Origin of the sequence: Rhodopseudomonas palustris (assembly GCF_013415845.1) — a bacterium.
GTDB classification, from domain to species: Bacteria; Pseudomonadota; Alphaproteobacteria; order Rhizobiales; family Xanthobacteraceae; genus Rhodopseudomonas; species Rhodopseudomonas palustris_F.
The window spans coordinates 4,363,591-4,389,334 of the sequence record NZ_CP058907.1 but is presented as its reverse complement, the minus strand read 5'-3'; the positions used below and the strand labels follow the sequence as shown (position 1 = coordinate 4,389,334).

At 65.2% G+C, this 25,744-nt stretch carries 18 protein-coding genes; 11 read left to right on the top strand and 7 right to left on the bottom strand.

What is annotated here, in order from left to right:
- Positions 1-96 precede the first annotated feature (96 nt).
- From HZF03_RS20010 to HZF03_RS20000, 3 genes are all read left to right on the top strand, one after another.
- Positions 97-1,248, top strand: a complete 1,152-nt coding sequence (locus HZF03_RS20010) for an ABC transporter permease (protein ID WP_011159499.1) — start codon at positions 97-99, stop codon at positions 1,246-1,248.
- Positions 1,249-1,250: 2 nt separating this feature from the next.
- Positions 1,251-2,024 carry an ABC transporter ATP-binding protein gene (locus HZF03_RS20005; protein WP_011159498.1) on the top strand — a complete coding sequence of 258 codons (774 nt, stop codon included), beginning with the start codon at positions 1,251-1,253 and terminating at the stop codon, positions 2,022-2,024.
- A 137-nt stretch (positions 2,025-2,161) separates the two neighbouring features.
- Positions 2,162-3,055 carry an MlaD family protein gene (locus tag HZF03_RS20000; protein ID WP_011159497.1) on the top strand — a complete coding sequence of 298 codons (894 nt, stop codon included), beginning with the start codon at positions 2,162-2,164 and terminating at the stop codon, positions 3,053-3,055.
- Between the two features lie 205 nt (positions 3,056-3,260).
- Here the strand turns inward: HZF03_RS20000 and HZF03_RS19995 are convergent, their stop codons facing one another.
- The 3 genes from HZF03_RS19995 to HZF03_RS19985 form a co-directional block, all read right to left on the bottom strand.
- Positions 3,261-4,064, bottom strand: a complete 804-nt coding sequence (locus HZF03_RS19995; RefSeq protein ID WP_119019923.1) for an NYN domain-containing protein — start codon at positions 4,062-4,064, stop codon at positions 3,261-3,263.
- A 244-nt stretch (positions 4,065-4,308) separates the two neighbouring features.
- Complete coding sequence (locus HZF03_RS19990; RefSeq protein WP_119019924.1) at positions 4,309-5,793, bottom strand: amidase; 1,485 nt, start codon at positions 5,791-5,793, stop codon at positions 4,309-4,311.
- A gap of 424 nt (positions 5,794-6,217) precedes the next feature.
- Entirely contained in the window at positions 6,218-12,295 is a 6,078-nt protein-coding gene (locus HZF03_RS19985; protein WP_119019925.1) for an apolipoprotein A-IV repeat region-like domain-containing protein, read from the bottom strand.
- 440 nt (positions 12,296-12,735) lie between these two features.
- Between HZF03_RS19985 and HZF03_RS19980 the strand changes: the two genes are divergently transcribed.
- Both HZF03_RS19980 and HZF03_RS19975 read left to right on the top strand, forming a co-directional pair.
- The gene (locus HZF03_RS19980; protein WP_119019927.1) at positions 12,736-13,095 is read left to right on the top strand and encodes an Hpt domain-containing protein; all 360 of its coding nucleotides are present in this window, start codon (positions 12,736-12,738) and stop codon (positions 13,093-13,095) included.
- A gap of 96 nt (positions 13,096-13,191) precedes the next feature.
- Entirely contained in the window at positions 13,192-13,512 is a 321-nt protein-coding gene (locus tag HZF03_RS19975) for a 2Fe-2S iron-sulfur cluster-binding protein (RefSeq protein ID WP_011159492.1), read from the top strand.
- Positions 13,513-13,690: 178 nt separating this feature from the next.
- Here the strand turns inward: HZF03_RS19975 and HZF03_RS19970 are convergent, their stop codons facing one another.
- Positions 13,691-14,146 (bottom strand): acyl-CoA thioesterase, encoded by a 456-nt coding sequence (locus HZF03_RS19970; protein ID WP_042441251.1) that lies wholly within the window; start codon positions 14,144-14,146, stop codon positions 13,691-13,693.
- Positions 14,147-14,307: 161 nt separating this feature from the next.
- On the opposite strand from HZF03_RS19970, the gene HZF03_RS19965 reads away from it, so the two are divergent.
- A complete protein-coding gene (locus HZF03_RS19965; RefSeq protein WP_119019926.1) occupies positions 14,308-15,336 on the top strand; it encodes an NAD(P)/FAD-dependent oxidoreductase in 1,029 nt (342 codons plus the stop codon).
- Between the two features lie 167 nt (positions 15,337-15,503).
- The gene (locus HZF03_RS19960) at positions 15,504-16,787 is read left to right on the top strand and encodes a chloride channel protein (protein WP_119019642.1); all 1,284 of its coding nucleotides are present in this window, start codon (positions 15,504-15,506) and stop codon (positions 16,785-16,787) included.
- 26 nt (positions 16,788-16,813) lie between these two features.
- Here HZF03_RS19960 and HZF03_RS19955 read toward each other — a convergent pair whose 3' ends face one another.
- Positions 16,814-17,866 (bottom strand): glycosyltransferase, encoded by a 1,053-nt coding sequence (locus HZF03_RS19955; RefSeq protein ID WP_119019643.1) that lies wholly within the window; start codon positions 17,864-17,866, stop codon positions 16,814-16,816.
- Between the two features lie 152 nt (positions 17,867-18,018).
- On the opposite strand from HZF03_RS19955, the gene HZF03_RS19950 reads away from it, so the two are divergent.
- The 3 genes from HZF03_RS19950 to HZF03_RS19940 all read left to right on the top strand — a co-directional run bounded on the left by HZF03_RS19950 (position 18,019) and on the right by HZF03_RS19940 (position 21,366).
- Positions 18,019-19,344, top strand: a complete 1,326-nt coding sequence (locus HZF03_RS19950) for a glycosyltransferase family 4 protein (RefSeq protein WP_119019644.1) — start codon at positions 18,019-18,021, stop codon at positions 19,342-19,344.
- 7 nt (positions 19,345-19,351) lie between these two features.
- Positions 19,352-20,620, top strand: a complete 1,269-nt coding sequence (locus HZF03_RS19945; protein ID WP_119019645.1) for an O-antigen ligase family protein — start codon at positions 19,352-19,354, stop codon at positions 20,618-20,620.
- An 89-nt stretch (positions 20,621-20,709) separates the two neighbouring features.
- Entirely contained in the window at positions 20,710-21,366 is a 657-nt protein-coding gene (locus tag HZF03_RS19940; RefSeq protein ID WP_119019646.1) for a DUF2147 domain-containing protein, read from the top strand.
- 147 nt (positions 21,367-21,513) lie between these two features.
- On the opposite strand, the gene HZF03_RS24400 is transcribed toward HZF03_RS19940, so the two are convergent.
- Positions 21,514-23,586: an SGNH/GDSL hydrolase family protein gene (locus tag HZF03_RS24400; RefSeq protein ID WP_207804892.1), complete on the bottom strand. Its 2,073-nt coding sequence runs from the start codon at positions 23,584-23,586 to the stop codon at positions 21,514-21,516.
- 93 nt (positions 23,587-23,679) lie between these two features.
- Positions 23,680-24,771, bottom strand: a complete 1,092-nt coding sequence (locus HZF03_RS19930) for a putative bifunctional lysylphosphatidylglycerol flippase/synthetase (RefSeq protein ID WP_011159480.1) — start codon at positions 24,769-24,771, stop codon at positions 23,680-23,682.
- 406 nt (positions 24,772-25,177) lie between these two features.
- Between HZF03_RS19930 and HZF03_RS19925 the strand changes: the two genes are divergently transcribed.
- Positions 25,178-25,684, top strand: coding sequence for a YciE/YciF ferroxidase family protein (locus HZF03_RS19925; RefSeq protein WP_119019647.1), 507 nt, complete (start codon positions 25,178-25,180; stop codon positions 25,682-25,684).
- The last annotated feature ends 60 nt before the right edge of the window (positions 25,685-25,744 follow it).

The following is a 25,744-nucleotide window of genomic DNA, read 5'->3' as shown; positions in this document are numbered from 1 at the left end:
CTTGTCAGCTCAAACCGAGGGTTGCCCGGAGCTGTCAAGTATGGCTGGTAATGAGCTTGGCCCGCAAGGCGGCGTTCGAACTCGGATTGGCTCAAAATGACACAGCAGATAGCGTTGGAGGGCGATCCGTCGCTCGAACGGATCGCGCGTGGGGAAGGGCTTGCGCTGTGCGCGTCGGGATCGTGGACGGCGCGGTTCGCGCCGGCGCTGGAGCGGCTGGTCACTGAAGCGGAACAGCTCGGAGGCAGCAAGCCGAACGTCTCCATCGATGTGTCCGGTATCGCGCGGCTCGACACCTTCGGAGCCTGGCTGATCGAGCGGCTGCGGCGCAATCTCGGCCAGGACGGTACAGAGGCGCGGATCGCCGGGTTGTCGACCAACTATGCCAGCCTGGTCGACGAAGTGCGGCAGGTCAGTGAGGCCGGGCCCGAGCCGCGGCGCGGCGGATCGCTGCGCGCGCCGATCGAACGGCTCGGCCGCACCATCTACGCCTTTATCGACGACATCGTGGCGCTGATCAGCATGATGGGGGCGGTGCTGGCCGGCGTACTGCGGGTGGTGGTCCGGCCGACCTCGTTCCGGCTGACTTCGACCGTACACCACCTCGAGCAGGTATGCTGGCGCGCGGTGCCGATCATCGTGCTCATCACCTTCCTGATCGGCTGCATCATCGCCCAGCAGGGCATTTTCCATTTCCGCAAGTTCGGCGCCGACGTGTTCGTGGTCGACATGCTCGGCGTGCTGGTGCTGCGCGAGATCGGCGTGCTGCTGGTGTCGATCATGGTGGCGGGCCGCTCCGGCAGCGCCTACACGGCCGAGCTCGGCTCGATGAAGATGCGCGAGGAGATCGACGCCCTGCGCACCATGGGGTTCGATCCGATCGACGTGCTGATCGTGCCGCGGCTGATCGCGCTGGTGCTGGCGGTGCCGATCCTCACCTTCCTCGGCGCGATGTCGGCGCTGTATGGCGGTGGTCTGGTCGCGTGGATGTATGGCGGCGTCGATCCCGAGGCGTTCCTGCTGCGTCTGCGCGACGCGATCTCGATTGACCACTTCACCGTCGGCATGATCAAGGCGCCGGTGATGGCGGTGGTTATCGGCATCGTTGCCTGCGTCGAGGGGCTGGCGGTGCAGGGCAGCGCTGAGTCGCTCGGCAGCCACACCACCGCCTCGGTGGTGAAGAGCATCTTCTTCGTGATCGTGATGGACGGCGTATTCGCGATCTTCTTCGCTGGGATCGGGATCTGACGATGGCGGAAGTGGCCGATCCGATCATCCGGGTACGCGACGTCACCGTGCAGTTCGGTACGACGCGGGTGTTGAACGGGCTCGATCTCGACGTGCGGCGCGGTGAGATTCTCGGCTTCGTCGGACCGTCCGGAGCCGGCAAGTCGGTGTTGACCCGCACCATCATTGGTCTGGTGCCGAAGCTCAGCGGCAACATCGAGGTGTTCGGCATCGACCTCGATAAGGCGAACAAGACGGACCGGCGCGGCATCGAACGGCGCTGGGGCATTTTGTTCCAGCAAGGCGCGCTGTTTTCCTCGCTGACGGTCCGCCAGAACATCCAGTTCCCGGTGCGCGAATATCTGAAGCTGTCACAGCGGCTGCTCGATGAGATCACTATCGCCAAGCTGGTGATGGTGGGCCTGAAGCCGGAAGTGATCGACCGTTATCCGTCCGAACTGTCCGGCGGCATGATCAAGCGGGTGGCTCTGGCCCGCGCGCTCGCGCTGGATCCGGAACTGGTGTTCCTCGACGAGCCGACCTCAGGCCTCGATCCGATCGGCGCCGGCGAGTTCGATGAGCTGGTGCGGACGTTGCAGCGCACTTTGGGGCTGACGGTTTTCATGGTAACTCACGACCTCGACAGTCTGCATACCGCCTGCGACCGCATCGCGGTGCTGGGGGACGGCAAGGTGATCGCGGCCGGAACCATCGCCGACATGCAGGCGTCGCAGCACCCGTGGCTGCGCTCTTATTTTCACGGCAAGCGTGCCCGCGCGGTGGTCGGTTCGCCATGATCGAGGTGCGTGGGAAGATTTCGGTCGTCGCGCCGCCGGTGCGTCGTTTTGCTTCCGCAATCTGCGCTCAAAGCCTGCTGCGGGACGCGGCGTGCTGCGGGCCGACGGCGCCGCGAACTGGTGTGGAGTAAAGGCGAATGGAAACGCGTGCGAATTACTTCCTGATCGGGACGTTCACCCTTGCGGTGATCGCCGCAGCGTTCGGGTTCGTGCTATGGTTTCAGAGCCTGCACACCACCAAGGCGCGCAGCCCGCTGCGGGTGGTGTTCGAGGGGGCGGCATCGGGCTTGCGCAACGGCGGTAGCGTCAATTTCAACGGCGTCCGTGTCGGCGAGGTGGTGTCGGTGAAGCTCGACAATCCGCGCCGCGTCGTGGCGCTGGCGATGGTCGAAAACACCGCTCCGATCCGCAAGGACACCCAGGTCGGCCTGGAATTTCAGGGCCTGACCGGTGTTGCGGCGATTTCGCTGAAGGGCGGCTCTGAGACCGCGCCGCCGGTACCGCTCGACGACGACGGCACTCCGGTGCTGACCGCCGATCCCGAGCTGCTGCAGGACATTTCCGAGTCCATCAAGGCGACGCTGCGCAACGTCAACCGCCTGGTGTCGGAGAACCAGGAGTCGGTGAAGACGTCGCTGGAGAACCTGCAGACTTTCACCTCAAGCCTGGCGCGCAGCTCCGACAAGATCGACAGCATCATGTCGCGGGTCGACGGCGTGATCGCCAAGACCGACAGCGTAATGCAGGGCATCGACGCGCTGGCCGGCGGCAAGGATGGCGGCGAGCTGTTTCAGGCAGTGAAGTCGTTCCGCGAACTCGCCGACAATCTCGACAAGCGCTCGGCCACGCTGATCCTCGACGGCCGCCGCACGCTCGCCGACATCAGCCGCGCGGTGAACAATTTCGACCGCAACCCGACCCGGGTGCTGTTCGGCCCGAGCAACACCGCTCAGCAGGAACAGCCCGCCGCGGCGCCGCCGGCCGCCGCCCGCGCCGAACAGCCGCGCCCGCCGCGTCGTCGGCAGCAGTAGTAAGGGCGTTCGGGAAGATCCCCTGCGATCGGCCAGGGAAGCCGTCTGCCGGGATAAGCCTGCGATGACGAGAGTGAATAGTTTGGGCTCGGATCCGGGCCGTCGCTGACGTCTCAAGTCGCGGCCGCCGCTTCTCGCGGCCGGCCGACGCTTGCTGGGACCAAGACCTGCGCCCGAGCTGATCTGTGATCGTCGCGCTGGACGGTCAGGACGCCACACCGCCGGTGCGGCGCGTCTCCTGTCTCGCCGGACGCTTCCTCGGAGACGTCGTCTTGGCGGCCGGTGCACCGGTCGGCTTCAGCCGAATCCGCATCGAGTGGCCGTTCTGCTGCTCCAACTCGAACGCGTTGGTCTTTCGCACCAGGTCGCTCAGCTTGCGGAAGCCGAAGGTTCTCGGATCGAAGTCGGAGGCCAGATTGGAAAGATGCTTGCCGACTTCGCCGAGCGACACCCAGCCGTCTTCGCTTTCCATCTGCTTGATCACCCGCTCGATGATCGGCGTGGCGGCGCTCGGCGGTTGAAGCGGTTTCGCAGGTGACGCAGTGCCTTTGCTGTCGGTCGCTCCGGCGATCAAGTTCTCGGTGTAGACGAAGCGCCGGCATGCCTGCCGGAAACTCTCCGGGGTTTTCTGTTCGCCGAAGCCGAACACGTCGACGCCTTGCTCGCGAATCCGGGAGGCGAGGCGGGTGAAGTCGCTGTCAGACGAGACCAGGCAGAACCCTTCGAAGCGTCCGCTGTGAAGCAGGTCCATCGCGTCGATCACCAGCGTGATGTCGGACGCGTTCTTGCCGGTGGTGTAGGCGAACTGCTGCTGCGGGATGATGGCGTGTTTCGCCAGAATATCGGCCCAGCCCTTCGAGCGCGGGGTGGAGAAGTCGCCGTAAATCCGGCGAACGCTGGCTTCACCGATCTTCGCGATCTCCTCGAACAGTCCGTCCGCGATCTTTGCGGACGCGTTGTCGGCATCGATCAGAACGGCAAGGCGAGGTGAGCGGTGTTCGGAAGGCATGGTGCGTCCTAGATTGAGGTGGCCCAGAAGCTGAAGGGCGTCTTGATGTGAGACGAGATAGTGGAATCGGCCAGTTTCATCAAAGGCCCAACGAAAACCAAATTATAGCGCGGACGAGCGCAGTTGCGTCCGGGTAAGCCGTTCCTGACGCAAGTCCTGGCTTTTGTTGCGCTCATCCGAGCAGCATTTGCCACAGCCCGCGTCGAGCAGCGACACCGGCCGCAGCAGTAGATTCAGAAAGCAATTATCCGGCGAACACCGGCGGATATTTGGCGGCCCAGGGCTGCGCCGCCTCAAGTTGATACGCCAGTTCCAGCAGGGTCTTCTCGCCGCCGCGCGCGGCGGAGAACTGGCTGCCGATCGGCAGGCCGGCATCATTCCAGAACAACGGCACTGACATCGCCGGTGTGCCGGCGAAGTTATGCAGAGCCGTGTAGGACGCGTAGGCAAGCGAGCGCTCGCGCAATGTCGCGTAGGGGATGGTGGGCGCGAGTTCGCCAAGTTTCGGCGGCGCGCGATCGACCACCGGGGTGAGCCATGCATCGTATTTGGCGAAGAACGCATCGAGTCGGCGGACGATCTCCAGCCGATAGGCGAGCGCCTTCTGCACCGCGTCCTTCGGCAGCTTCTCAAAGACGGCGGCGTTGCCGAGCGTCCACGGCTCCAGCACAGATGAAGGATCAAACCCGCGCTTCCTGGCGAGTTTGACCAGGGCTGCCGCGTCGGTGGCGAACAGAGCGATGTAGGCTTCGATGATCTGGTGATCGCCGGCCAGCGGATGCGCGGCCGGGATAACCTCGTGGCCGAGATCGGCGCAGAGCTTCGCGCTACGCTCGATCGCCGCTTTGACGTCGGCTGCCGGCGCCGCCCCGAGGGCGTTGTCCATCGTCAGCGCGATCTTCAGCTTCTTGCCGCCGGGGCCGGAAACGTAGCCGATCGGCGCGAAGGCCGCCTTGCGGCCGGTGGCTTCGGTGATCGACAACGCCATGGCGCTGTCGCGCACGCTGCGCGTCTCCATGTGATCGGCCACCATCACGCCCGAAACGTCGGCATAGCCGAGGTCGATTCGGCCGAAGCTCGGCTTGAGACCGAAAACGCCGCAGCACGACGCCGGAATACGGATCGAACCGCCGATGTCGTTGGCGTGCGCGAACGGCACCATGCCGGCAGCAACGGCCGCTGCGGCGCCGCCGGATGAGCCGCCGGTCGAATGCTCGGTATTCCAGGGGTTACGGCAGGGCCCCAGCAGCAAAGGCTCGGTGGTCGGCAGGAAGCCATATTCCGGCGTGTTGCTCTTGCCGACGAAGATGATGCCGGCGCGGTCATAGGCGGCCAGCAGCGGCTCGGTCTTGGTCGAGATGTTGTCGGCGAACAGGCGGGAGCCGAAGGTGGTGCGAACGCCTTTGTAGTCGTTGACGTCTTTCGCGAGGCTGGGCACGCCGGCAAATGGACCGTTGGGCAGCGGCTTGCGGGCCGCCTTGCGCGCCCGGTCGAACATCGCGGTTACCATCGCGTTGAGCTTCGGATTGACCTGATCGATGCGGTGGATGGCGGCGTCGACCAGTTCGAGTGCGCTGACTTCGCGTTTGCGGACGAGTTCGGCCTGGGCCAGCGCGTCGAGCCGGGCGAGATCCGGTGCAGCGGTAGCCTTATTCGCGAAACCGGGAATTGCGGAGGCGACCACACAGGCGGCGGTCGATTTCAGGATGAAGCGGCGGGAGCAGGGCATCGGTGGCCTCTGAGAAATCAACAACAGAACGCCGAAACGGACGAACGCGTCGATGTCGAGCGACCGGGGAATGCTGCGGGTCGCTTGGTCACCTCGGCTGAGGGTGGTGGTGCCGAGGTGAGTCGATCTATTACTTTGCGAGACAAACTAAGCGATCGCCGTGCGAGAAGCGATACTTGAGATCGACCGATATCCGCCTGCAGAGCGGTAAAGATTCTGCCGTGGTTTCTGGCGCGTGAGTGCGTGCCGGGAAAAACCTGCCGTCTGGTAATCTGATGTAGCGACGGCCGGCCACCTTTGCGGGGCGCTTAACTGGGATCAGTTTGCTCCCGGGGGGCTGTTTGCATCGGGCAATGAAAAAGCGGAGGCGCAAGGCCTCCGCTTGGATCGTTATCGCTACCTGCCGCGCCGCGAGGCCGACGGATCAGCCCAGCCGTCCGGCCGCGTGAGCGAGCAAGGTGTAGACCAGCCCGGTCTCGGACGAGAGGTGGCCGCGCAGGGCTTGCGGGGCGTTCTCGTCGCGGGCGACCTCGTCGAGCAGGCGCTCGAACTCGGCGATATAGCGGTCGACGGTCTGCTTGAAGCTGCGCTCGCTGCGATACTTGCGGGCGACTTCGTCGAACGCCTTCTGGCCGGCCGGCGTGTACAGCCGCTTGGTGAAGGACTTCGCCTCACCGCGCTGATAGCGCTCCCACATTTCCAGCGCGAGGTTGCGGTCCATCAGCCGGCCGATGTCGAGCGACAGCGACTCCAGCGGATTGCCGCTCATCGCAGCCTGGGCCTGCTGGGCGGCGCGGCCGCGCGGCGGCTCGCGTTCGGCGCTGGTGTCGGCGCGGTTCAGCAGCTCCGACAGCCAGCCGTCACGGCCCTGGTCGGCATTGCTGGGCGCGACCGGCGGCGCTTCGGTGCGGCGCGGGCCGGCCGGCATGCCGAGGTCCGGCGGCGGCAGCGTCGCGGCGCTGGATTCCCGGCTGCGCGGGGCCGGGCGGGCGGCGACCGTTTCGGCACGTCCGACGCTGGCGGCGGCCAGCACCGGCTCTTCCTCGCGGGTGGTCACCGTGGCGGCGCGGCTCGGCGTCACCACGTCCATGCCGCGGCCGTGGCGGGCGACGATGCGATTGAGCTCGGCGAGCGCCTCGATCTGGTCGACGATCACCTTGCGCATCTGCGCGGTGCTCTCGGCAGCCTCCTGCGGGATTTCGAGCACGCCGCGGCGCAGCTCCTCGCGGGTGGATTCGAGCTCGTGCTGCATCTCGGCGGCCATCTGCTTGATGCCCTGGACGATCGAGGTGAAGCGATCGGCCGATTGCTTGAACAGCGCGTCGGCTTCCTGGGTGCCCTGCTTGTACACCTGATGCATCGCCTCGACGGTGAGACGGCGCTCCTGTTCGGCCGCGCTGCGCACTGCTTCGAACTGCTGCGTGATGCTGGCAGAGCCGGCACCGGCGGTTTCGGCGACGATCCGCGCGACGTCGCGGGCGCGCTCCTCGGCGGCGGCGAGCGATTCATCCAGCAGGCTGGTGAACCGGCCAAGCCGCTGGTCGAGATCGGCGGTGCGCAGATCGAGGGTGGTGACCAGCGATTCCAGCGCTTCCTTGCGATCGCTGACCGAGGTCGAGGCCTGGCGGTTGCTGTGCTCGAGCAGGTCGGCAGCCTCGGCCAATGCGTGGCCGTGCGCTTCGAACTGCGCCGACAGCGCCCCGAGATCTTCCAGCGCGCGAGCGGTCTTGGTGTGGAAGCCGGTGAGCTGGTCTTCCAGCGTCTGGGTCGCGGCACCGCTGCGGGCGTTGACCTCGTTCATGGTGGTCACGAAGTCGGCCACGCGTGTGACCAGCGCGCGCTCCAGCGAGTTGAGGTTCTCGTGGGCGCCGGTGAGCACTTCCTGCAGCAGGATGTTGCCTTCACGCAGCCGCTCGAACAGCGCCACCGTGTCGGTGCGCAGGATCTTGCTGGTCTCCTGCATCTCGGTGACCGCGGTGATCGAGACCTGCCGCGACTGTTCGATCGCCGACCGCGACGCGAGGTCGAGGTCCTTGAGCGATTTGTTGATCGCGTTGGTGGCCAGATCGCCGGCGCCGGTGATCGAGCGGGCGACCTCGGTGCCGTTGGTCAGGATCGAGTTCGAGAAGGTCTTGCCGCGAGACTCGATGGCGGTCAGCGCATCGCTGGTGACGCGGTCGATCTCGACGGTGAGCTGGTTGGTCTTGCCGGCGATGGCTTCGACCAGCACGCCGCGCTTGCCGTCGATGATCTGCGACAGCCGCTCGGCCTGCTGCTGCACGTAGCCGACGATCTCCTCGCTCTTGGCGGTGATCGTCGAGCCGAAGCTGCCGCTGGCTGCGAACACCGAACGCTCGACGTCGGCCGAGGTCGACTTGATCTTGGCGCTGACCTCGTTGGACATCGCCACCAAGGTGGCCTGGGCCGCCGAGGCACTGACCTGGATGTGGTCGGTGGTGTTGGCGGTCACAGCCGACAGCGTCTGCTCGATCTCGGCAGAGAGCGCCTTGATCTGGCCGGCGGCATCGACCGAGCTGGTGGTCAGCGTCGACTGCACCTGGCGGGCGCTGTCGAGGATGGTCGAGGCGGTCGCGGCACCGACGCTGGTCAGCGTGCGCTCGACATCGATCGCCAGCGACTTGACGTGGTTGGCGGCTTCGCCCGACGCGGTGGCCAGCGAGGTCTGCGCCTCGCGGGCACTCGACAGGATCGAGTCGGCGGTGCTGCGGCCGGCGGCCACCAGCGTGCGCTCGACATCGGCGGCGATCGACCGGACCTGATCGGCCGACTCGGTCGAAGTCGACACCAGGGTGGTTTGGACCTCGCGCGCACTTGCCAGCAGCGTGCCGGCGGTTGCGCTGCCGGCGGCGGTCAGCGTGCGTTCGATGTCGCTGGCCAGCGACTTCACCTGGTTGGCGGCTTCGGTCGAGGTCGCCACCAGGGTGTTCTGCGCTTCACGCGCACCAGCCACGATGGTCTCGATCGTGTTGGTGCCGGAGGCGGACAGCCGGCGTTCGACGTCGGCGGTGAGGGTCGTGACTTGGTTGGCAGCTTCCGACGACGCCTCGACCAGCGTGCGCTGGATGTCGGCGCTGAGCGACTTGACCTTGTCGGAGGCTTCTTCCGAGGCAGAGACCAGGGTGGACTGCGCCGACCGGGCTCCGCTGAGCACGGCTTCGGCGGTGGCGTTGCCGGCCGCATACAGCGTGCGTTCGATGTCGGTCGACAGCGAGCGGATCTGGCCGGTGACTTCGGACGATGCCGACACCAGCGTGGCGTGAGCTTCGCGGGCGCTCGCCAGCACTGAGGCCGAGGTGGTGTCGCCGGCGCCGGTGAGGGTGCGTTCGATGTCGACGGCGAGCGACTTCACCTGATTGGCGACGTCGGCGGACGTGGTGGTGAGGGCGTTCTGAGCCTCGCGGGCGCTGCTCAGCACCGACGCGGCGGTGCTGCCGCCGGCCTCGGTCAGGCTGCGCTCGATCTCCGAGGCGAGCGATTTCACCTGAGTGGCGACTTCGGTCGAGGTCGAGGTCAGCGTGGTCTGGGCCTCGCGGGCACTGCCGAGCAGCGACGCAGCCGCATGGCCGCCGACTTCGCTGAGGGTGCGCTCGATGTCGGACGCCAGCGACTTAACCTGGGTGGTGACGTCGGTGGAGGTCGCGACCAGCGTGGTCTGAGCCTCGCGGGCCCCGGCCAGCACGGTGGCGACGGTGGCAGTGCCGGCGGCCGACAGCGTGCGTTCGATGTCGTCCGACAGCGAGCGGAACTGCATCACGGCTTCGCTCGACACCATGGTCAGCTTGGCCTGAGCCTCGGTCGCGCTCGACACGACGGTGGCAGCCGCGGTGGTGCCGACCGTGGTGAGTGCGCGTTCGATCTCCGCCGAGGTGACCTGCAGCTGGGCGCCGACATCGTTCGACACCGACAGCATCGATTCCCGCGCCGACTGAGTGCTGCTGCGGATGGTGTCGCTGGTGCTGACCACCAGGTGGGTGAGGGTGCGTTCGGCGTCAGCGACGTTGGTCTTGATGCCCTGCGACAGCTCTTCGGCACGCGTCATCAGCATCTCGCTGGCCTCGCGGCCACTGCTCTCGAACCGGCCGGCGACTGCTTCGATGCGCGAGCCGAGCAGATCCTCGAACTGCGACACGCGGAGGTCGACGTCGTTGATGACCGCAGTGACGCGGTTTTCCAGGCCGTCGTGGATCTCCTGGAAGCGTGCGCTGACGGTTGTGCTGAGATTGGCGGTGCGGCTGTCGATGGTCTCGGTGACCGCGCCGATGCGGCGGTCGATCGCGTCGATCGCCTGCGCGGTGCCGTCAGTGAGTGAGTGGGTGAGGTGGGTGAGCCGGGAGTCGATCGCTTCGATCGCCTGCACGGTACCGGTCGACAGCGTGGTGGTGAGCGTGGTGATGCGGTCGTCGATCACTTCGACGGCGTTCGCGGCGCCGGTCGACAGCGTCGTGGTCAGTGTCGCGATGCGGCCGTCGATGATGTCCGCCGCGCTCGAGGTGCCGGTCGACAACGTGGTGTTGAGTTGCACGATCCGCGAGTCGATCGCTTCCACCGCGTTGGCGGCGCCGGTCGACAGCGTCGAGGCGAGCTTCTCGATCCGGCCGTCGATGTTGCCGGTGACGGCTTCGGTGCGGGTGTCGAGGATGCGTTCGAGCGAGTTGAGATGATTTCCGACGGTGTCGTCGAGCGCTTTGAGGCGGTTGTCGATCGCGCCGTCGAGGCTGCCGACGCGGGTGTCGAACAGGCTTTCGAACTGATGCAGACGGTCGTCCAGCCGCGCGGTGATTTCGCCCGAGCCGGTGGCGACGCGCTGATCGAAATTGTCGACGTAGGTCTTCAGGGTCTCGTTGATGTCCTGGGTGCGCTGGCCCATCCGCTCGACGATCTCGCCGCCGAACGTCTTCACTGTGCGGTCGAATTCGGAGATGTGGCGGGTGATCAGCGCGCCGAGCGTGCCGCTGTCGCGCGCGAACTTCTCGGCGAGCTCAGTGCCCTGCAGCTTCACCAGGTCGTCGAAAGCGCTCATCTGGATGCTGAGCGTGTCGTGGGTCGCTTCGGTCTGGCTCACGACCTTGGCGACCAGCGTGTTGACGGTGACGTCGAGCGCTTCGCTCGCCTTGTCGCCGCTGGTCAGGATCTGATCGGCAAGGCGATGGCCGGCGTCGTCGATCTTGTTGACCAGATCGGTGCTGCGTAGCTCGAGTTCGAGCAGCAGCGAGTCGCCGGAGTTCTTCAGCGAATCCTGCACCTGCTCGGTGCGCTCCGAAATGCCGTCGATGATGGTCGAAGACCGCTGCTCGAAATCGGTGGTGATACGGTCGAGCCGCTCGTTCATCATGTCGTGGACGCGATCGGCCAGTTCGACGAACTCGGCATGCACATGGCCGGTTTTGAAGTTGAGGCTGGTGGTCAGCCGCTCGCTGGCATCGAGCACCGCGCGGGTCGTCTCTGAGCTGGCCTCTTCGAGGCGATCGAGCAATTCGCCGCCGCGCTCACCGAGCGCGAGAATCATGTTGTCGCCGGCGTGGCCGAGGGCGCTGGTGATGTGGGCGCCGCGCTCTTCCAGCGCGCTGGTGATGCTTTTGGCGACTTCGTCGACGCGGCTGGCGATCGCGTCCGAGATCAGCGCGATATCGTGGCGGAGGTCGATCTGCACGCCGGAAATGGCGCTGCGGACCTGCTCGGCCTGACCGACCAGGTTGTCGCGCTGATGCGCGATGTCCTGCAGCAGCGCGCGAATGCGCACTTCGTTGTCCGAATAGGCGCGCTCCAGCGCCGACACTTCGTTGGCGACCAGGGCTTCAAGCTCGCTGGCGCGCGCGATCGCGCGCTCGACGCCGTCGCCCATCGCGGCGACCTCGCGGCGGATCGCCTGACCGACGGTCACCACCGAGTCGCTCGCGGCGATTTCGGGTTCGGAAAAGCGGATCGCAACCTGCGCCATCGACTGCGCGATCATCCGCAGTTCCTGGCCGCGCCAGGCGAGGCTGGCGAGGAAATAGAACAGCATCACCGGCGCGAAGAACAGCGCAGCGAGACCGGCGAGCGCCAACGTTCCGCCGCTGCCCTGGCCGACCAGCGCCTGCAGGGCGGGCAGGAAGCTGACGGTCAGAATGATGCCGCCGAACACCCAGACGCCGGCGAAAATGGTGGCGAGCGTATAGACGTTACGGGTGGTGCGGCCCTTCTGCAGCGACTGCAGCAACTGGCCGATGGTTTCGCGGTCGTCGTTGGCGGGGCGGCTGGCGAAGCTGCGCTCGGCGGCCGGCTCGAAGCTCGGTGCCGGCGGCGTGATCCGCGGCTCCCCGGCCAGCTCCGTCAGTTCGGAGAAGCTGGGCTCGGGGTTGTCCGAATTTGGCACACTTTCCTTTGGCCCGGCGGCCTGATCGTCACCGGCCGGAGGCGCATCGGGGATATTCAGGGCTTCCTGAATCGCCGACAGCGCGACTTCGGTCGGATCTTTGATCTTCTTAGGATTGTTCGCCATCTTGATTTACGCCCTTGTTACGCATCCGGGGACGTCGGTTCAGTGGAGACCGCAGAAAGGCCCCTCGGTGCTCCCCCAGCACGGCGAAGTTGAACCCCATTCCCACCGCGCTTTTGTCCGCCACTTCCTGAAACATCCTATTGGCTCGATGGCGCGAATGAAATGGTTCGAATTAAGACTTTCTTAATCATCGTTAACGGCATACCCGGCTAAGCCCTTCGGAGGACGGAAAAATCCCACCACGCCGAGCGGTAACGGTGGCATTTTAGCGACATCCTCGCGGCAACTCGGCGATGTTGTGCCAAAACGGTGCGCCTGCACCGGCAAGAATGCGTTAACTAGACTCATGGTTCGCTTCTCGGCCTGGATTGCCGAGATGTGGAAAACCGCAATTCTGTGCCGAGGTGAACGTGCCGATACAGGTCGAACGGATCGAATGGATGCCATCGCCGCCGCTGGTTCCGGACTTCGAGCCGATCGATGACGCTCATCTCTATAAGATGACGCTGGGCGACGCCGCGCTCGAGCGCGAGGTGTTGCTGCTCTTCACCGCCCAGGCTGCGAGCCTGATGGCGCTGCTCGCCTCCTGGCCTGCCGATGCCGCCGCACTCGCGCATACGTTGAAAGGCTCCGCCCGCGCGATCGGCGCTTTCGCCGTGGCGGAAGCCGCCGCGGGTCTCGAAGACGCGCTGCGCCGCGGCGAGGATGCGGCGGAACGGCTCGCCGTATTGGAGGCTGCGGTCGATCATGCCCGGGCCGCGATCGAAGACCGCTTCAAGCCGACTCGTCCAGGCTTTTGAAAGGCGTAACGGCTGGCGGAACGCCGGCCGAGACGCTATAGGACTGGCGCGTCAGCCCATAATTCATAAAACGAGCAAAGCGTCCGACGAGCAATCATGGCCAAGATTAACTTCGTTGATCACACCGGTGAAACCCGCACTGTCGAAGTCGAGGAAGGCGCGACGGTGATGGAAGCGGCGATCCGCAACGCCATCCCCGGCGTTGAAGCAGAGTGCGGCGGTGCCTGCGCCTGCGCGACCTGCCACGTCTATGTCGACGAAGCCTGGCGCGAGAAGGTCGGCGGCCCGTCGCCGATGGAAGAAGACATGCTCGACTTCGGCTACGACGTGCGCCCGAACTCGCGGCTGTCGTGCCAGATCAAAGTCTCGAACGAACTCGACGGGCTGATCGTCACCACCCCCGAACGCCAAGCCTAATTCCGTTATCTGCGATCGGAGACGCGTCGCGCGGTCTGCTGCGCGACGTCTCTCGTATTAGTTTGAGTCTTAGAACTAAGCCTGCCGAGCTCAGCACGGCGGCTACCCGCTTTTTTGGGTCGCTCAGCTGCTATTTTGTCCCGGCTGAGTTCAAAGCTCAGCAGCAGCGCCGCTGGTGTCAATCGTGCTCGATGTTGCGGCGCCACCACGGTCCGAGATTGGTGATAATCTGTTCGGTCAGCGGCGTCGGCTTGCGGCTGGTCTCGTCGACCAGCACTGTCACCGCCCGCGCCGAGGCCACGCAGACGCCCTCGGAAAACACCACCTGATCGAAATGCGTCGACGTGCGCCCCAGCTTGACCAGGCCGAGCCCAAGCTCGATCTTGCCCGGCCAATGCAGTTCGCTGCGAAAGTGAATATCCAGCCGCACCAGCACCCAAGATAGTCCCGGCGGGATCAGTCCGGCGTTCGGATCCTTCATCAGCGTGACCCGGCCGGTCTCGAAATAACTGGCATAAACCGCGTTGTTGACGTGGTTATTTGGGTCGAGGTCGGCGAAGCGGACGTTGTCGGCGAGACGGAAGGGGAAATCAGCGAGCTGTGGCAGCGCGTGGTCACGAGATCGTGCGGTCAAGGGCCATTCTCCGGGCTTTTTAGAACCATTGAACGCAAAACTTGCGCTAGAACAAGATACCAATATCCATTTATGGCTTTTCTCCCCCGTCGGCCTTGGTTAGACAGGCCGCGACCGGACCGCCCGCGTCCGAACATCTTCAACTGACAAAGAAAACAAAGATGACCGAAACGATCAAAACCGATGTGCTGATTGTTGGCGCGGGTCCGTGCGGACTGTTCGCCGTGTTCGAGCTGGGCCTGCTGGACGTCAAAGCGCATCTCGTCGACATTCTCGACAAGGTCGGCGGCCAGTGCGCCGAGCTCTATCCGGAGAAGCCGATCTACGACATTCCCGGCGTCCCGATGGTGACCGGCCATGGCCTCACCGAAGCACTGATGGAGCAGATCAAGCCGTTCAACCCGACTTTCCATCTCAGCGAGATGGTCGAGAATGTCGAGAAGATCGGAGACCCCGGATTCCGCGTCACCACCAACGCCGGCAAGGTGTTCGAATGCACCGTGCTAGTGGTTGCGGCCGGCGGTGGCTCGTTCCTGCCGAAGCGTCCGCCTGTGCCGGGCGTTGAAGCTTACGAAGGCACCTCGGTGCACTACGCCGTGCGCAAGATGGAAGACTTCCGCGGCAAGGACATCCTGATCGTCGGCGGTGGTGACTCCGCGCTCGACTGGACGCTGAACCTCAATCCAATCGCCAAGAGCATGACGCTAGTGCATCGCCGCGATGACTTCCGCGGTGCGCCGCATTCAGTCGAGCAGATGCGCCAGCTCGTCGCCAGCGGCAAGCTCGATCTCAAGATCGGCCAGATTACCGAGCTGCAGGGCGACAACGGCCAGCTTACCGGCGCGACCGTGAAGCTGAACGACAACACCACCTCGCAGATCAAGTGCGACGCGATGCTGCCGTTCTTCGGCCTGACGATGAAGCTCGGCCCGGTCGCCAATTGGGGCCTGGATCTGGAGAACAACCTGATCCCGGTCGATACCGGCACGTTCGAAACCAACGTCCCCGGCATCTTCGCGATCGGCGACATCAACACCTATCCAGGCAAGCTGAAGCTGATCCTCTCGGGCTTCCATGAGGGTGCGCTGATGGCGCAGAAGGCCGTCAAGTACGTCTATCCGGACAAGCGCGTTGTGTTCCAGTACACGACCTCGTCCACCAATCTGCAGAAGAAGCTGGGCGTGAACTAAGAACGCCGGCTATTTGGTCCTTGAAGAGCGCGCCCAGTCGGCGCGCTCTTCTGTTTTGGGGGGCGCGGGTCACGTCAAAGTGACGCCGGTGTGCGCTGGACTTGCCTGAGTGATGCGCGTCAAGAAAGACCTCTCATTCAAGTCTGCCCGAGCTGCCGATCACCGCAATGAAGTTCGCTCTGTCCCATCGCCACAAGCGCATCCTGATCATCGCATCGACGCGGTCGCGGCGGCGGGCGATCTTTCTGCTCGGGGGCGTCGTAGTCGGTGCCGCGGCGGCAGTGCTGGCGCAGCTCGCCGATTGGGCGCAACTACTGTTCGCCGACTTGCTCGGCCACTCGCGTTACATACCATTTGTGGTGACGCCACTCGGCTTTCTGCTTTCGGTGTATCTGACCAACCGCTTCTTCCAGAACGCACAGGGCAGCGGCATCCCGCAGGCGATCGCGGCGCGGCGCCTCACTGACCAGACCGCGCGGGCGAAGCTGGTGTCGCTGCGGATCGCGATCGGCAAATTCCTTCTGACGCTGTTCGGCCTTCTGGTCGGCGCTTCGGTGGGCCGCGAGGGGCCGACGGTGCAGATCGGTGCCTCGATCATGTTCGCGCTCGGCCGTTTCTCGCCGCGCCGGCAGCCCGGCCTGATCCTGGCCGGTGCCTCCGCCGGCGTCGCTGCCGCATTCAACACTCCGCTGGCGGGCATCATCTTCGGCATCGAGGAAATGAGTCGGTCGTTCGAAACGCGGTCGAGCACGCTGATCATTGCGGCTGTGGTCGCGGCGGGCCTGACGTCGATCGCTCTGCTCGGCAACTACACGTATTTTGGCACCAGCGCGATGGGGCTGCGCGGCGGCATCGACTGGCTGGCCATTCCGGCGTGCGGAATCGTCGGCGGAGCGGCCGGCGGCTTGTTCATCCGATGTGTTGTCGCGGCAGGCGGGAGCGCGGCGTTCAATCGCCGTCCGCTGATCGTGGCGCTGCTCTGCGGCCTAGCTGTTGCGATCTGCGGCTTCGTATCGGGCGATACGATCTACGGCACCGGCTACAGCCAAGTGAAGACGGCACTGGAGAGCGGCACGGCGCTGCCTGAGGATTTCGGCGTACTGAAATTCCTCGCGACCACGCTGTCCTCGGTCAGCGGCCTGCCTGGCGGCATCTTCTCACCTTCGCTCGCGGTCGGCGCCGGACTCGGCAGCAACGTCGCGGCATTGTTTCCGGCGACGCCGATTGCGGCGATCATGCTGCTCGGGATGGTGGCCTACTTCTCCGGCGTGGTGCAGGCTCCGATCACCGCCTTCGTCATCGTGATCGAAATGACCGACAACCACGCGATGGTAATCCCGCTGATGGCGACCGCCCTGATCGCCTACGCGACCTCGCGGCTGATCGCCGAGGAAGGAATCTACCACGCGCTCGCTAGGCGTTTCGTGCAGCCGGAGCATTTAGCGAAATAATCTAATGTGACTGAAGGCGCGTCCACCTACTTCGCGATTAGCAGCTTGGCCGCCTTTAAGGGACCGAGCCTGAGCAGCAACCAGTATAGTTTCAACCGCGAGATCCCGGGCACTTCGTGGGGTAGGCGCAACAGGTTGAGCACTGCTGCCTGCGCGAATTTCCGCTCGCCAGCCGTCAGGGAGCCAAGCTGCGAGGCGATGGCGTTGAGATCGATCGCCGAGGGGGGGACGCCGGTTGCGGCGGCCGGATCGCCAAGCTCCAGCATTCGGAACAGCCGCGAACTGTCGCGCTCGAACGGGCCGGGGGATGGATCGTGCCAATCCGGAGCGGTGATGAGTGCGGCCGAGGGATCGGGCTGACCGGCTTGGCGCGCGGCGGCAGCGAGCTTGGCAAGGCGGGCGGAGTAGATCTGACGCAGCTGTCGTGTGCGGGTGACGCTCGCGCCGTGCTCGCGGTAGCGGATCAGGAGCTCCGGAAGGATTGCTACCTCGCCGATATCCGCGAGTCGGAGCCAGAAGTCGTAATCCTCGCCGGCCTCGAAGGCGGCATGGTAGCCGCCGACCCGGCGCGCCGCCTCGGCGCGGAACATGACGGTCGGATGAATGAACGGGCTTTTCTTCATCAGCGTCGCCCGCAGATCGTTCGGGCTCGGGCGCATGTCGCGTCCCTTCAGCTGACCGTTCTCGTCGATAATGGTCGCCCAGCCGCCGAGTAGAACGACCGCGGGATGCGTCGTCATGTAATCCACCTGCCGTGCCAGCCGGTCGGGCAGGGCGATGTCGTCGGCGTCCAGCCTGGCAATCAAGGGGGCTCGAGCCGCAGCGAGGCCGCGATTGAGGCCAGCCACCAGACCATCGCGGTGCTGGGTGAGCACGGCAATGCGCGGGTCGGCTGCAGCCGCATCAGCCAAAATTGCCGGTGTCGCATCGGCAGAGCCATCGTCGATCACCAACAGCTCGAAATCGCTGAATGTCTGGTTTTGAACGCTACGGATCGCCTCGGCGACCCAGCGTTCGCCGTCGCGTACCGGCATGATCACCGAGACTTTGGGCTGCTCCGGCGACACGCCATCCCTCATCGCTGTTCCGCCCTGGAAGCGGGCGGCGGAGGAAACTTAGACTGCGGGCAGGCGGGCAATGCAAGCGGTCGGCATTGACGCTGCAAAGCCGGACCCGCTAGACCCGCCGATCAGCGGCCGAAGGGCCGACCACGGCAAAGACGGACAGTACTTTGGATCAGACCGCCGACCGGCACGAACAGCCCTGGCTGTGGATGGACGTCTCGACCAGTGCGCGGGCGCGCTCCGGCCAGATGAATGGCACCCTTCGGGTTGAACAAAGTTACATTCGCGCCTTATCGGCGGAGATGGCTCCAGGGCTGCGGTTCTGTCGCTATGACCCACTGCGGCGCGACTACGTCGCGGTCGCCACACCGCCCGACCTGAGCGGCAAGCCGGTCGCCGGCAAAGCCAAGTCAAAGCAGGCGAGCGGGATCGCCGCCGTCCTGAAGCCGATCGGCAAATCCGTCGAACGCGCCGTCAAGACCGCGGTCCGCGGCGCAACCGCGTCGCTGCTGCGCAAGGCCAGCCAAGCCGAGCCGCTGCCGAAACTCGGAGGGGACGGCCTCAGCGAGGTGCTGTTTCTCGCTGGTGAGAACTGGTCGCGGGTCGACTTTGCCACCGTCGCCCGGATGCGCCGCGAGCGCGGCACCAAAGTGGCGGCGCTGTGCCAGGACTTCATCCCAGCTTTTGCTCCGCAGTTCTTTGCCGGCGGAGATTTCGTCGCAAAGTTTGAAGCCTACGCTCGGTTCTTGCTCCGCGAAGTGGACCTTATTGTATCGAATTCAGAGTCTTCCAAGCGAGACATTCTAAGATATGCAGATGGGCGGGGCGGCTTGCGTGGTCGGATTGAACTGGTGGAGCACGGCGCTGATATTCCGACCGTGCACACCGCGAAGAAACCTACCTCGCTGACCGAGGAGCAGGCCGCACGCTTTGTTATCAGCGTCTCGACTATTCAGTCGCGGAAGAACTTCGATCTCTTGTACCACCTGTGGCACCGGCTCACCGAACAGAATACACCAAATCTGCCGACGCTAGTGATCGTCGGCCAACCGGGGTTTGGCAGCAGTGATCTATTGTGGCAGATCGCCAATGATCCGGTGACTGCAAATTCAATCAGGCACCTCCCGCGCGCGACCGATGATGAACTGGCATGGCTGTATCAGCACTGCTTGTTCACGCTGTATCCGTCGTTCTATGAGGGGTGGGGGTTGCCGGTATCCGAAAGCCTCGCCTTCGGCAAATACTGCCTCGCCTCCGATACCTCGTCGCTGCCGGAAGCCGGGGCAGGACTCGCGCGCCACCTCGATCCGCTCGATTTCGCCGCCTGGCGTGCTGTCGTCCTTGACCTGATCGCGGCGCCTGAGCAACTTGCCCGCCACGAAGCCGCGATCCGCGCCGGTTATCGCCCAGTCACCTGGGCCCAATCGGCAACGCGACTCGCCGACGTGCTACGCGGCCTGGCCGCGACGGGGTCCTCTGCACACCCCAGATAGAGGTTTTATGGTGTCTTTCGTTGCCCATTCGTCGCCGTCCCATTCGGTGTTCGACCGGAGCCGTGCCTGGCTGTTGGCGGTCAAAGCGCCCGAACGGTTGTTCGCGCTGGTGATGTGCCTGATGTACGTGTTGCACAACATCTGGCTGGCCCGCACCATCCTGTGGTTCCTGGTGTTGCCGACGCTGCTGATCGCCGCTCTTCCGCCGCGCACCCTGGCGCCGATCATCAAGTCCGGTGTCTTCGTCGCCTCGGCGGCCTTCCTGGGCGTCATCATCGTCACGTCGTTGTTCGGTGACGGCGTCTCAGGATCGCTCCTGTGGAAGAACATCCGCTACGTCGCGGCGGTGCTGGTGTTCATCACGATCGTGGCTCATCTCGCCAGCCGCGACGGCGACTTTCTTCGCCTGCTTTTCCTGTGGCTTGCACCCGTCGCTGCGCTGGCCGCGATCCGAGATGTCGGCACCTTCAGCCATTGGTCGGTGTCGGAGATGCTGACGGTGCGGTTGCAGGGCACCAAGGGGCTCAGTCTGTACTACAATTCCAACGTCGTCGGCCTGATGTACGCGATGCCGTGCGTGGGCGCGGTGGCGATGATGGCAACGCGCCGCCTGCGGTCCTGGCAATTTGTGTTGCTGTTTGTTTCTGCGCTGGTGCTCCTGGCCGCGGTGCTATTGTCGGGTAGCCGAGGTTCGCTGATGGCCGCGCTGGGAGGGATCGGTGTGGCGGTGCTGCTTGCAGCCAATTGGCGGATCGCGGTGGCGGTCGCCGCTTTGCTGGCCATCGCGGCCGTCGCTGCGCTGCTGACGCCGCTTGCGGGTGAGTTGGTACAGCGGAAGGACAGTCTGCGGTTCGAACTGTGGCCGGTGTATCTGCACATGGTGACGTTGAAGCCCTGGCTCGGCTATGGCCTTGCGTTTGACACCAGGGTCACCCTGCCGAACGGCATCGAGGTGATGAACGGCCACAACATCTTCATGTGCGCGGCGGTCCGCGGCGGCGTCGTCGCGGCGCTGGCGTTGGCGGCAGTAGTCCTGGCCGCGGCGGCGAGCGGATGGCGGGCATTTCGCCAGTCCGGCGAAGTGACGGCGCTGGCGCTGCTGGCGGCCTGCCTAGCGGCGAGCGCGGTCGACTACGAGATCATTCCGAGCGATCTCAGCTATCTCTATATTCTGTTCTGGCTGCCGGTCGCGATCTGCCTCGGCACTGCCTTGGCCACGGTACGAGTTCCCGATCCGCGACCTGATACGCCGCCGGCTGACATCGCTGTGTCATAGAAACGATCACGAACCGCCGCGCTCTGCTCACTGGATTGCCGGATCGATCCGCCATATTGTCGTCTCATCGCGGTGTTTCAGGTGTTGCTATGATCACACATCGACCGATCCGATTAGTCGCGCGGGCTGCTGTAGCGGCTTTCGCGCTGTTGCTATCCGCGGCCGCCCCATCGGTCGCCGCGGAACCGACCGCGGCCGGCCTTTGGCAACGCACGGACACCGGCAAGCCCGGCGGCAAGCCGGTGGTCTGGGTGCTGATGCTCGATCGCGGCAACAACATGTATGAAGGCATCGTCGCCAAGAGCTTTCCGCAGGCCGGACAGCCCAACCTGACGATCTGCGAAGAGTGTGAGGACGATCGAAAGAACCAGCCGATCCTCGGCATCTCGCTGATCCGGGATATGAAGCGGAAGGGCCGTGTCTATGAGAACGGCAACATCCTCGATCCGCGCAATGGCGATGTGTGGAAGGCGATGCTGACGGTTAGCCCCGATGGCCAGACCCTGACGCTGCGCGGCTATCTCATGACCCCGGCGCTCGGCAAGGACGAGGACTGGTTCCGGCTGCCCGACACCGCGATCTCCCAGCTCGACCCGGAGATCGTCACCAAGTTTATGCCTGAGCAGGCCGCGATGCAGGCGGCCCAAGCCGGCAAGCCGCCGGCCGCCGCGCCGGGAACCGCCGGCAAGGCTAAGGCTCCGCCGGCCCCCGCCCCGAAGGGCGGCGCGATGGCGCCCGCGAAGTAGCGCTTCGCTCCCGAATCGGACGTAAGAGTTTTTTGAGCTTGCAAAAGAGCGCTCTCCACGGAGGGCGCTCTTTTCATTTGCCTGGGCGGGCGGGGTTGGTCGAGGCCGACTACTCCCGTTTCCAGAAATGATCAGAACAACAAGATCCTACTCAGCGTGCTGCGGAATGGCTCCCGCCGGTGGCGGCAGAGGCTGGCTGGTGACGTCGGGGCCGGGCTGCAGCGACAGCACGGTCTCCGCGGCCGGCAAGGCGGCGTCCGCCATGGCGGCGTGCCCTTCGGCGGTCGGATGGATCGCGCCGCCGTACACCGCCGACACCACGCCCCAGGTTGCGTCATGGATATCGGCCGGCTGGATCGCGGCGGCGAGGCCTTGCGGATACGTCATCGCCGCGAAGTAGCTGTCGTTGGCGTCGCGGATCCAGCGCGCGCGCGGCAGATAAGCACGGTAGTTGCTCGCCCCGGCGCCGCAGGTCATTGGCGAGTTGCCGGCGGTGACGATGTCGGCGTTGAAGCTGTTGCCGCTCTGCGAGAAGCAGACGCGATCGAATTCCGGGTCGGTGGCGGCGCGGGCGCAGAAGCCGTGGTCGGCGAATACCCGCTGATGGGAATCGACGAACGTCATCCGCTCGGTCGACGGATCGCGGCACAGTACCCCGTTGGAGCACTGCGCCAGATCCTTCAGCCGCGGCAGGAATTCGTTATCGACGAACGAGGATACGGCGCCGAGCCGGGTCGGATCGGCATTGAACGAGGGATGGATGTCGAAGCCGGCCGGGCCGCCGGGGCAGGGGGTGCCGCGGTTCGACAGCGCTGGATTGCCGTAGGCGACATAGACCACCCGCGACAGATCCTCGACCATCGGCTTCAGCGCCTCGCGGAGCCGGGCGAAATCCCGCGGCAGGGTGCGGGCGAGTGCGGTGCGCGATTCTTCCACCGAACCGATCACCCCGGAGCGCCGGAACAGCACGCGCTCGGTCGGAGAGTCGACGATGACGTCGGCGACGAGGCCGGAGAAGTTGATGTCGTTGGCGCCGATCGAGAGCAGCACCAGGTCGAGCGTGCGGTCGGGCTGACGGCGGTGCGCGGCGGTGAGGGCCGCGCGCAGTTCGCCGAGCTGTCCATCGACGCTGCCGGGACACGAGGTGCCGGATTTGGTGCGGAAGCACTCGCGGGCGCGCTGCGAGCCGAACAGGCCGTCCGTGATGGTGGCACCGGTGCAGGCGAGCGGCAGATAGGTGACGGCGATATGCGGATGGCGGACCGCCAGCGCCAGCGCCGTGCGGGTCTGGTAGCTGTACAACGAGCGGTGGCAGGCGGCGTTGAACCAGGTCGCCGAATAGCGCTGCCAATTCGCCAGCGTGTCCGGCGCTTCACAGGCGCGGCCGCCTTTGAAGCCGGCCCGGCTGGGCCTGTAGAACTGGCCGGTGCCGCTGCCGAGATACGACTTGAAGCAGAAGCCTTCGTCCGACAGCGCGATCGGGCGATCCGGGTTGCCTTCGCCCGAGCCGATCGAGTCGCCCAGCCCGGCGATGAAGAAGTCCCGCACCATGATCTGGGTGGTGACGCGCAGCGGCGCGTCGGCTCCGCTGGTGATGTCCACGGTGGTGACCGTCGGCTTGCCGTAGCGGGCGCGGAAATTGATCGGCTCGGCACAGTCCTGGGTAGCGTTGCGCGGGCCGTCGCCGTCGTCGAACGTCCAAGCGCAGATCGCGCCGATCGGGACGGCGCCAGCGAGATGCACCGTCACCGGGTGCTCGGTCGGGGTGAGGTAGCTCTCCTTGACGCCGTCGCGGGTGCACGGCTCGTTGACCCGGCCGGTGAGGTCGATGCACAGCCGGTTGACGACGTTGCGGGCCCAGCCGCGGCCTTCGCTCTGCCGGCCGAGCGTCTGCTCAGAGGCCAGCACCGTGAGCCCGTTCAGCGCGTCGACCTGCTCGCGGAAATCGCGTTCCTCCCGGAACAGCCGGAAGCGGTTGCGGACCTCCCAGGCGATCTGGATCGAGCCATCGGTGACCGGCACCGCGGCGACGGCCGGTGCGGCGGAGGGCGGTGCGGCAGGCGCCGCTGGAGCTGCCGCCGGGGGCGGCGCGGCGGGGGCGGCCGGTTCGGGGCTGCTCGAGCCACCAAACAGCGGGATTTGAGCGGAAGCGGGGAGCGACGAGGCGCTCACCGCCGCGGTCAGCAGCAACAGGAGCGCCAGGGAGCGGAAACGGGACATGTCACCACGCGGCCATGAGGAGATCGCGGCCATTGACGCCGCTGTTGAGGCCAAAATATGGGCCTCGGCAGCGTCGACAAGCGAATGCAGCGGTCAGAGCTTGGAGGAGCGCTGTACGACCTGGCCGACCGGAGCACGGGCGGGCGCCGCGGCCGGAGCGGCGGTCGCCGCATGCTCGTTGCCGTTGCAGGCGGCGCGGCGTTCCTGCCACGGTTTGATCACGCTGAGCCAGATTTCCCGCACCCCCATAATCGAGATCGCGATCCCGAACGGCAGCAGGAAGTACAGCACGCGGTAGATCAACAGTGTGGCGATGACGTCCTCGCGGGCGAACATCGGCAGCGCCACCAGCATGGCGGCGTCGAACACGCCGAGGCTGCCCGGAGCGTGGCTGGCGAAGCCAAGCAGGGTGGCGAGAATGAACACCACCGCCAGCGACACGTAGTCGATATAGGGGGCGGACGGCATCAACAGGTACATCGCCAGCGCGCAGAAGCCGAGGTCGACCACGCCGATCAGCACCTGCACCAGCGTCAGCTTGGCCGACGGCAGCACCACCTTCCAGCCGTTCTGGCCGAGCTCGCGGCGCTTCTTGCCGGTCGCGAGCCAGATGAAATAGGCGGCGATACCGGCCAGACAGGCGACGCCGATCAGTCGGTTGATCTGGTCGGGCAGCAGGTCCATCGCGCTCGCCGCGGCTGGATGCCAGATCATGCCGATGCCGAGCACGAACAGATTGCCGAGCCAGAATGTCAGGCCGGAGATGAAGCAGATCTTGGCGACGTCGATCGCCGACAGGCCGTAGTCCGAATAGATCCGGAACCGGATCGCGCCGCCGGTGAACACCGTGGCGCCGAGGTTGTGCCCGATGACGTAGGAGGTGAACGCCGACATCGCGGCGATGCGGTACGGCACATGCAGCTTGCCGATCGTGCGTAGCGCAAAGAAATCGTAGAACGTCAGGGTGCAGAACGCACCGACAACACAGAGCGCCGCCATCCCGATCTGGGTCGGGCTCTTGTCGGTCAGCGCGGTCAGGATGACGTTGTGATCGACCCCTTTGAGGGTGCGGATCAGCGACGAAATCGCAAAGCCGATAATCAGGATGCTGGCGACGATACCGACACGTTTCCAGCCGATATACGTCTTGAAGCCACGCCCCAGCGCGCTCAGCAGTCGATGCATTCGTCCTCCCGGCGGGGCGGCAACGCGACGGACGCCGCCTGCAGCACGACCCTGCTCCCGGCGTCCGACTTACTCATCTGAGCAATTCCTTAGGGCATAAACGGCCCGTCGTGCAATCCGCCGTACTGTCGCTGCGGATCGCGCATCCATGGGACGGTCGGCGGTGTGCGCCCTTGACGTGGCGCAAACGAGCCGTCCGGTGGCTGCATGGCCGCCCCCAAGCAAGCCTTCCGTCAGCCGACCCCATCCATATAGGCGTCGCCCCCACTGCGCGCCATTGCGACTCGATGCTCAAATGGAACTCGGAACGGCGGTCGCTGTCGCTGGTTAACGACCCGAACGGCCGAGGCAACCGCCCGCGGAACATGGGCGAGGCTCGCCGAGGCGCAACCAAAGAGGCACCCCGATGGGACTTTTTACCAAAGACATCAAGACGATGGATGACCTGTTCGTGCATCAATTACAGGATATCTACTACGCCGAGAAGCAGCTTCTGAAGGCGATCCCGAAGATGGCTAACAAGGCTTCGGATCCGATGCTGAAACAGGGCTTCCTGACCCATCTGGACGAGACCAAGGGCCACGTGAAGCGGCTGGAGCAGGTGTTCGAGATGCATGGCGTCCAGCCCAAGGCGATCGACTGCCCGGCGATCGACGGCATCATCGAGGAAGCCGACGAAACCGCGGGCGAAGTCGAGGATAAGAAGGTGCTCGACGCCGCGCTGATCAACGCCGCGCAGGCGGTGGAGCACTACGAGATCGTGCGCTACGGCAGCCTGGTATCATGGGCCAAGCTGCTCGGCCGCAACGACTGCGCGGCGGTGCTGCAGAAGACGCTCGACGAGGAAAAGGCCACCGACAAGAAGCTCAACACCCTCGCCGAGAGCCAGATCAATCTGCGCGCGGCCGGCTGAGTCTGTCTGACAGGTTTGTGACGCAACAATGAGGCCAAAGGCCGCGCGGATTTCCGGGCG

Excerpts from the sequence above, each read along its gene's own strand:
- HZF03_RS19975 (WP_011159492.1), top strand. The coding sequence starts at position 13,192 with ATGGCCAAGATTAACTTCGTTGATCACACCGGTGAAACCCGCACTGTC.
- HZF03_RS20010 (WP_011159499.1), top strand. The coding sequence starts at position 97 with ATGACACAGCAGATAGCGTTGGAGGGCGATCCGTCGCTCGAACGGATC.
- HZF03_RS20000 (WP_011159497.1), top strand. The coding sequence starts at position 2,162 with ATGGAAACGCGTGCGAATTACTTCCTGATCGGGACGTTCACCCTTGCG.
- HZF03_RS19990 (WP_119019924.1), bottom strand. The coding sequence starts at position 5,793 with ATGCCCTGCTCCCGCCGCTTCATCCTGAAATCGACCGCCGCCTGTGTG.
- HZF03_RS19960 (WP_119019642.1), top strand. The coding sequence starts at position 15,504 with ATGAAGTTCGCTCTGTCCCATCGCCACAAGCGCATCCTGATCATCGCA.
- HZF03_RS19930 (WP_011159480.1), bottom strand. The coding sequence starts at position 24,771 with ATGCATCGACTGCTGAGCGCGCTGGGGCGTGGCTTCAAGACGTATATC.
- HZF03_RS19965 (WP_119019926.1), top strand. The coding sequence starts at position 14,308 with ATGACCGAAACGATCAAAACCGATGTGCTGATTGTTGGCGCGGGTCCG.
- HZF03_RS19980 (WP_119019927.1), top strand. The coding sequence starts at position 12,736 with ATGCCATCGCCGCCGCTGGTTCCGGACTTCGAGCCGATCGATGACGCT.
- HZF03_RS19985 (WP_119019925.1), bottom strand. The coding sequence starts at position 12,295 with ATGGCGAACAATCCTAAGAAGATCAAAGATCCGACCGAAGTCGCGCTG.
- HZF03_RS24400 (WP_207804892.1), bottom strand. The coding sequence starts at position 23,586 with ATGTCCCGTTTCCGCTCCCTGGCGCTCCTGTTGCTGCTGACCGCGGCG.
- HZF03_RS20005 (WP_011159498.1), top strand. The coding sequence starts at position 1,251 with ATGGCGGAAGTGGCCGATCCGATCATCCGGGTACGCGACGTCACCGTG.
- HZF03_RS19925 (WP_119019647.1), top strand. The coding sequence starts at position 25,178 with ATGGGACTTTTTACCAAAGACATCAAGACGATGGATGACCTGTTCGTG.
- HZF03_RS19940 (WP_119019646.1), top strand. The coding sequence starts at position 20,710 with ATGATCACACATCGACCGATCCGATTAGTCGCGCGGGCTGCTGTAGCG.
- HZF03_RS19995 (WP_119019923.1), bottom strand. The coding sequence starts at position 4,064 with ATGCCTTCCGAACACCGCTCACCTCGCCTTGCCGTTCTGATCGATGCC.
- HZF03_RS19955 (WP_119019643.1), bottom strand. The coding sequence starts at position 17,866 with ATGAGGGATGGCGTGTCGCCGGAGCAGCCCAAAGTCTCGGTGATCATG.
- HZF03_RS19945 (WP_119019645.1), top strand. The coding sequence starts at position 19,352 with ATGGTGTCTTTCGTTGCCCATTCGTCGCCGTCCCATTCGGTGTTCGAC.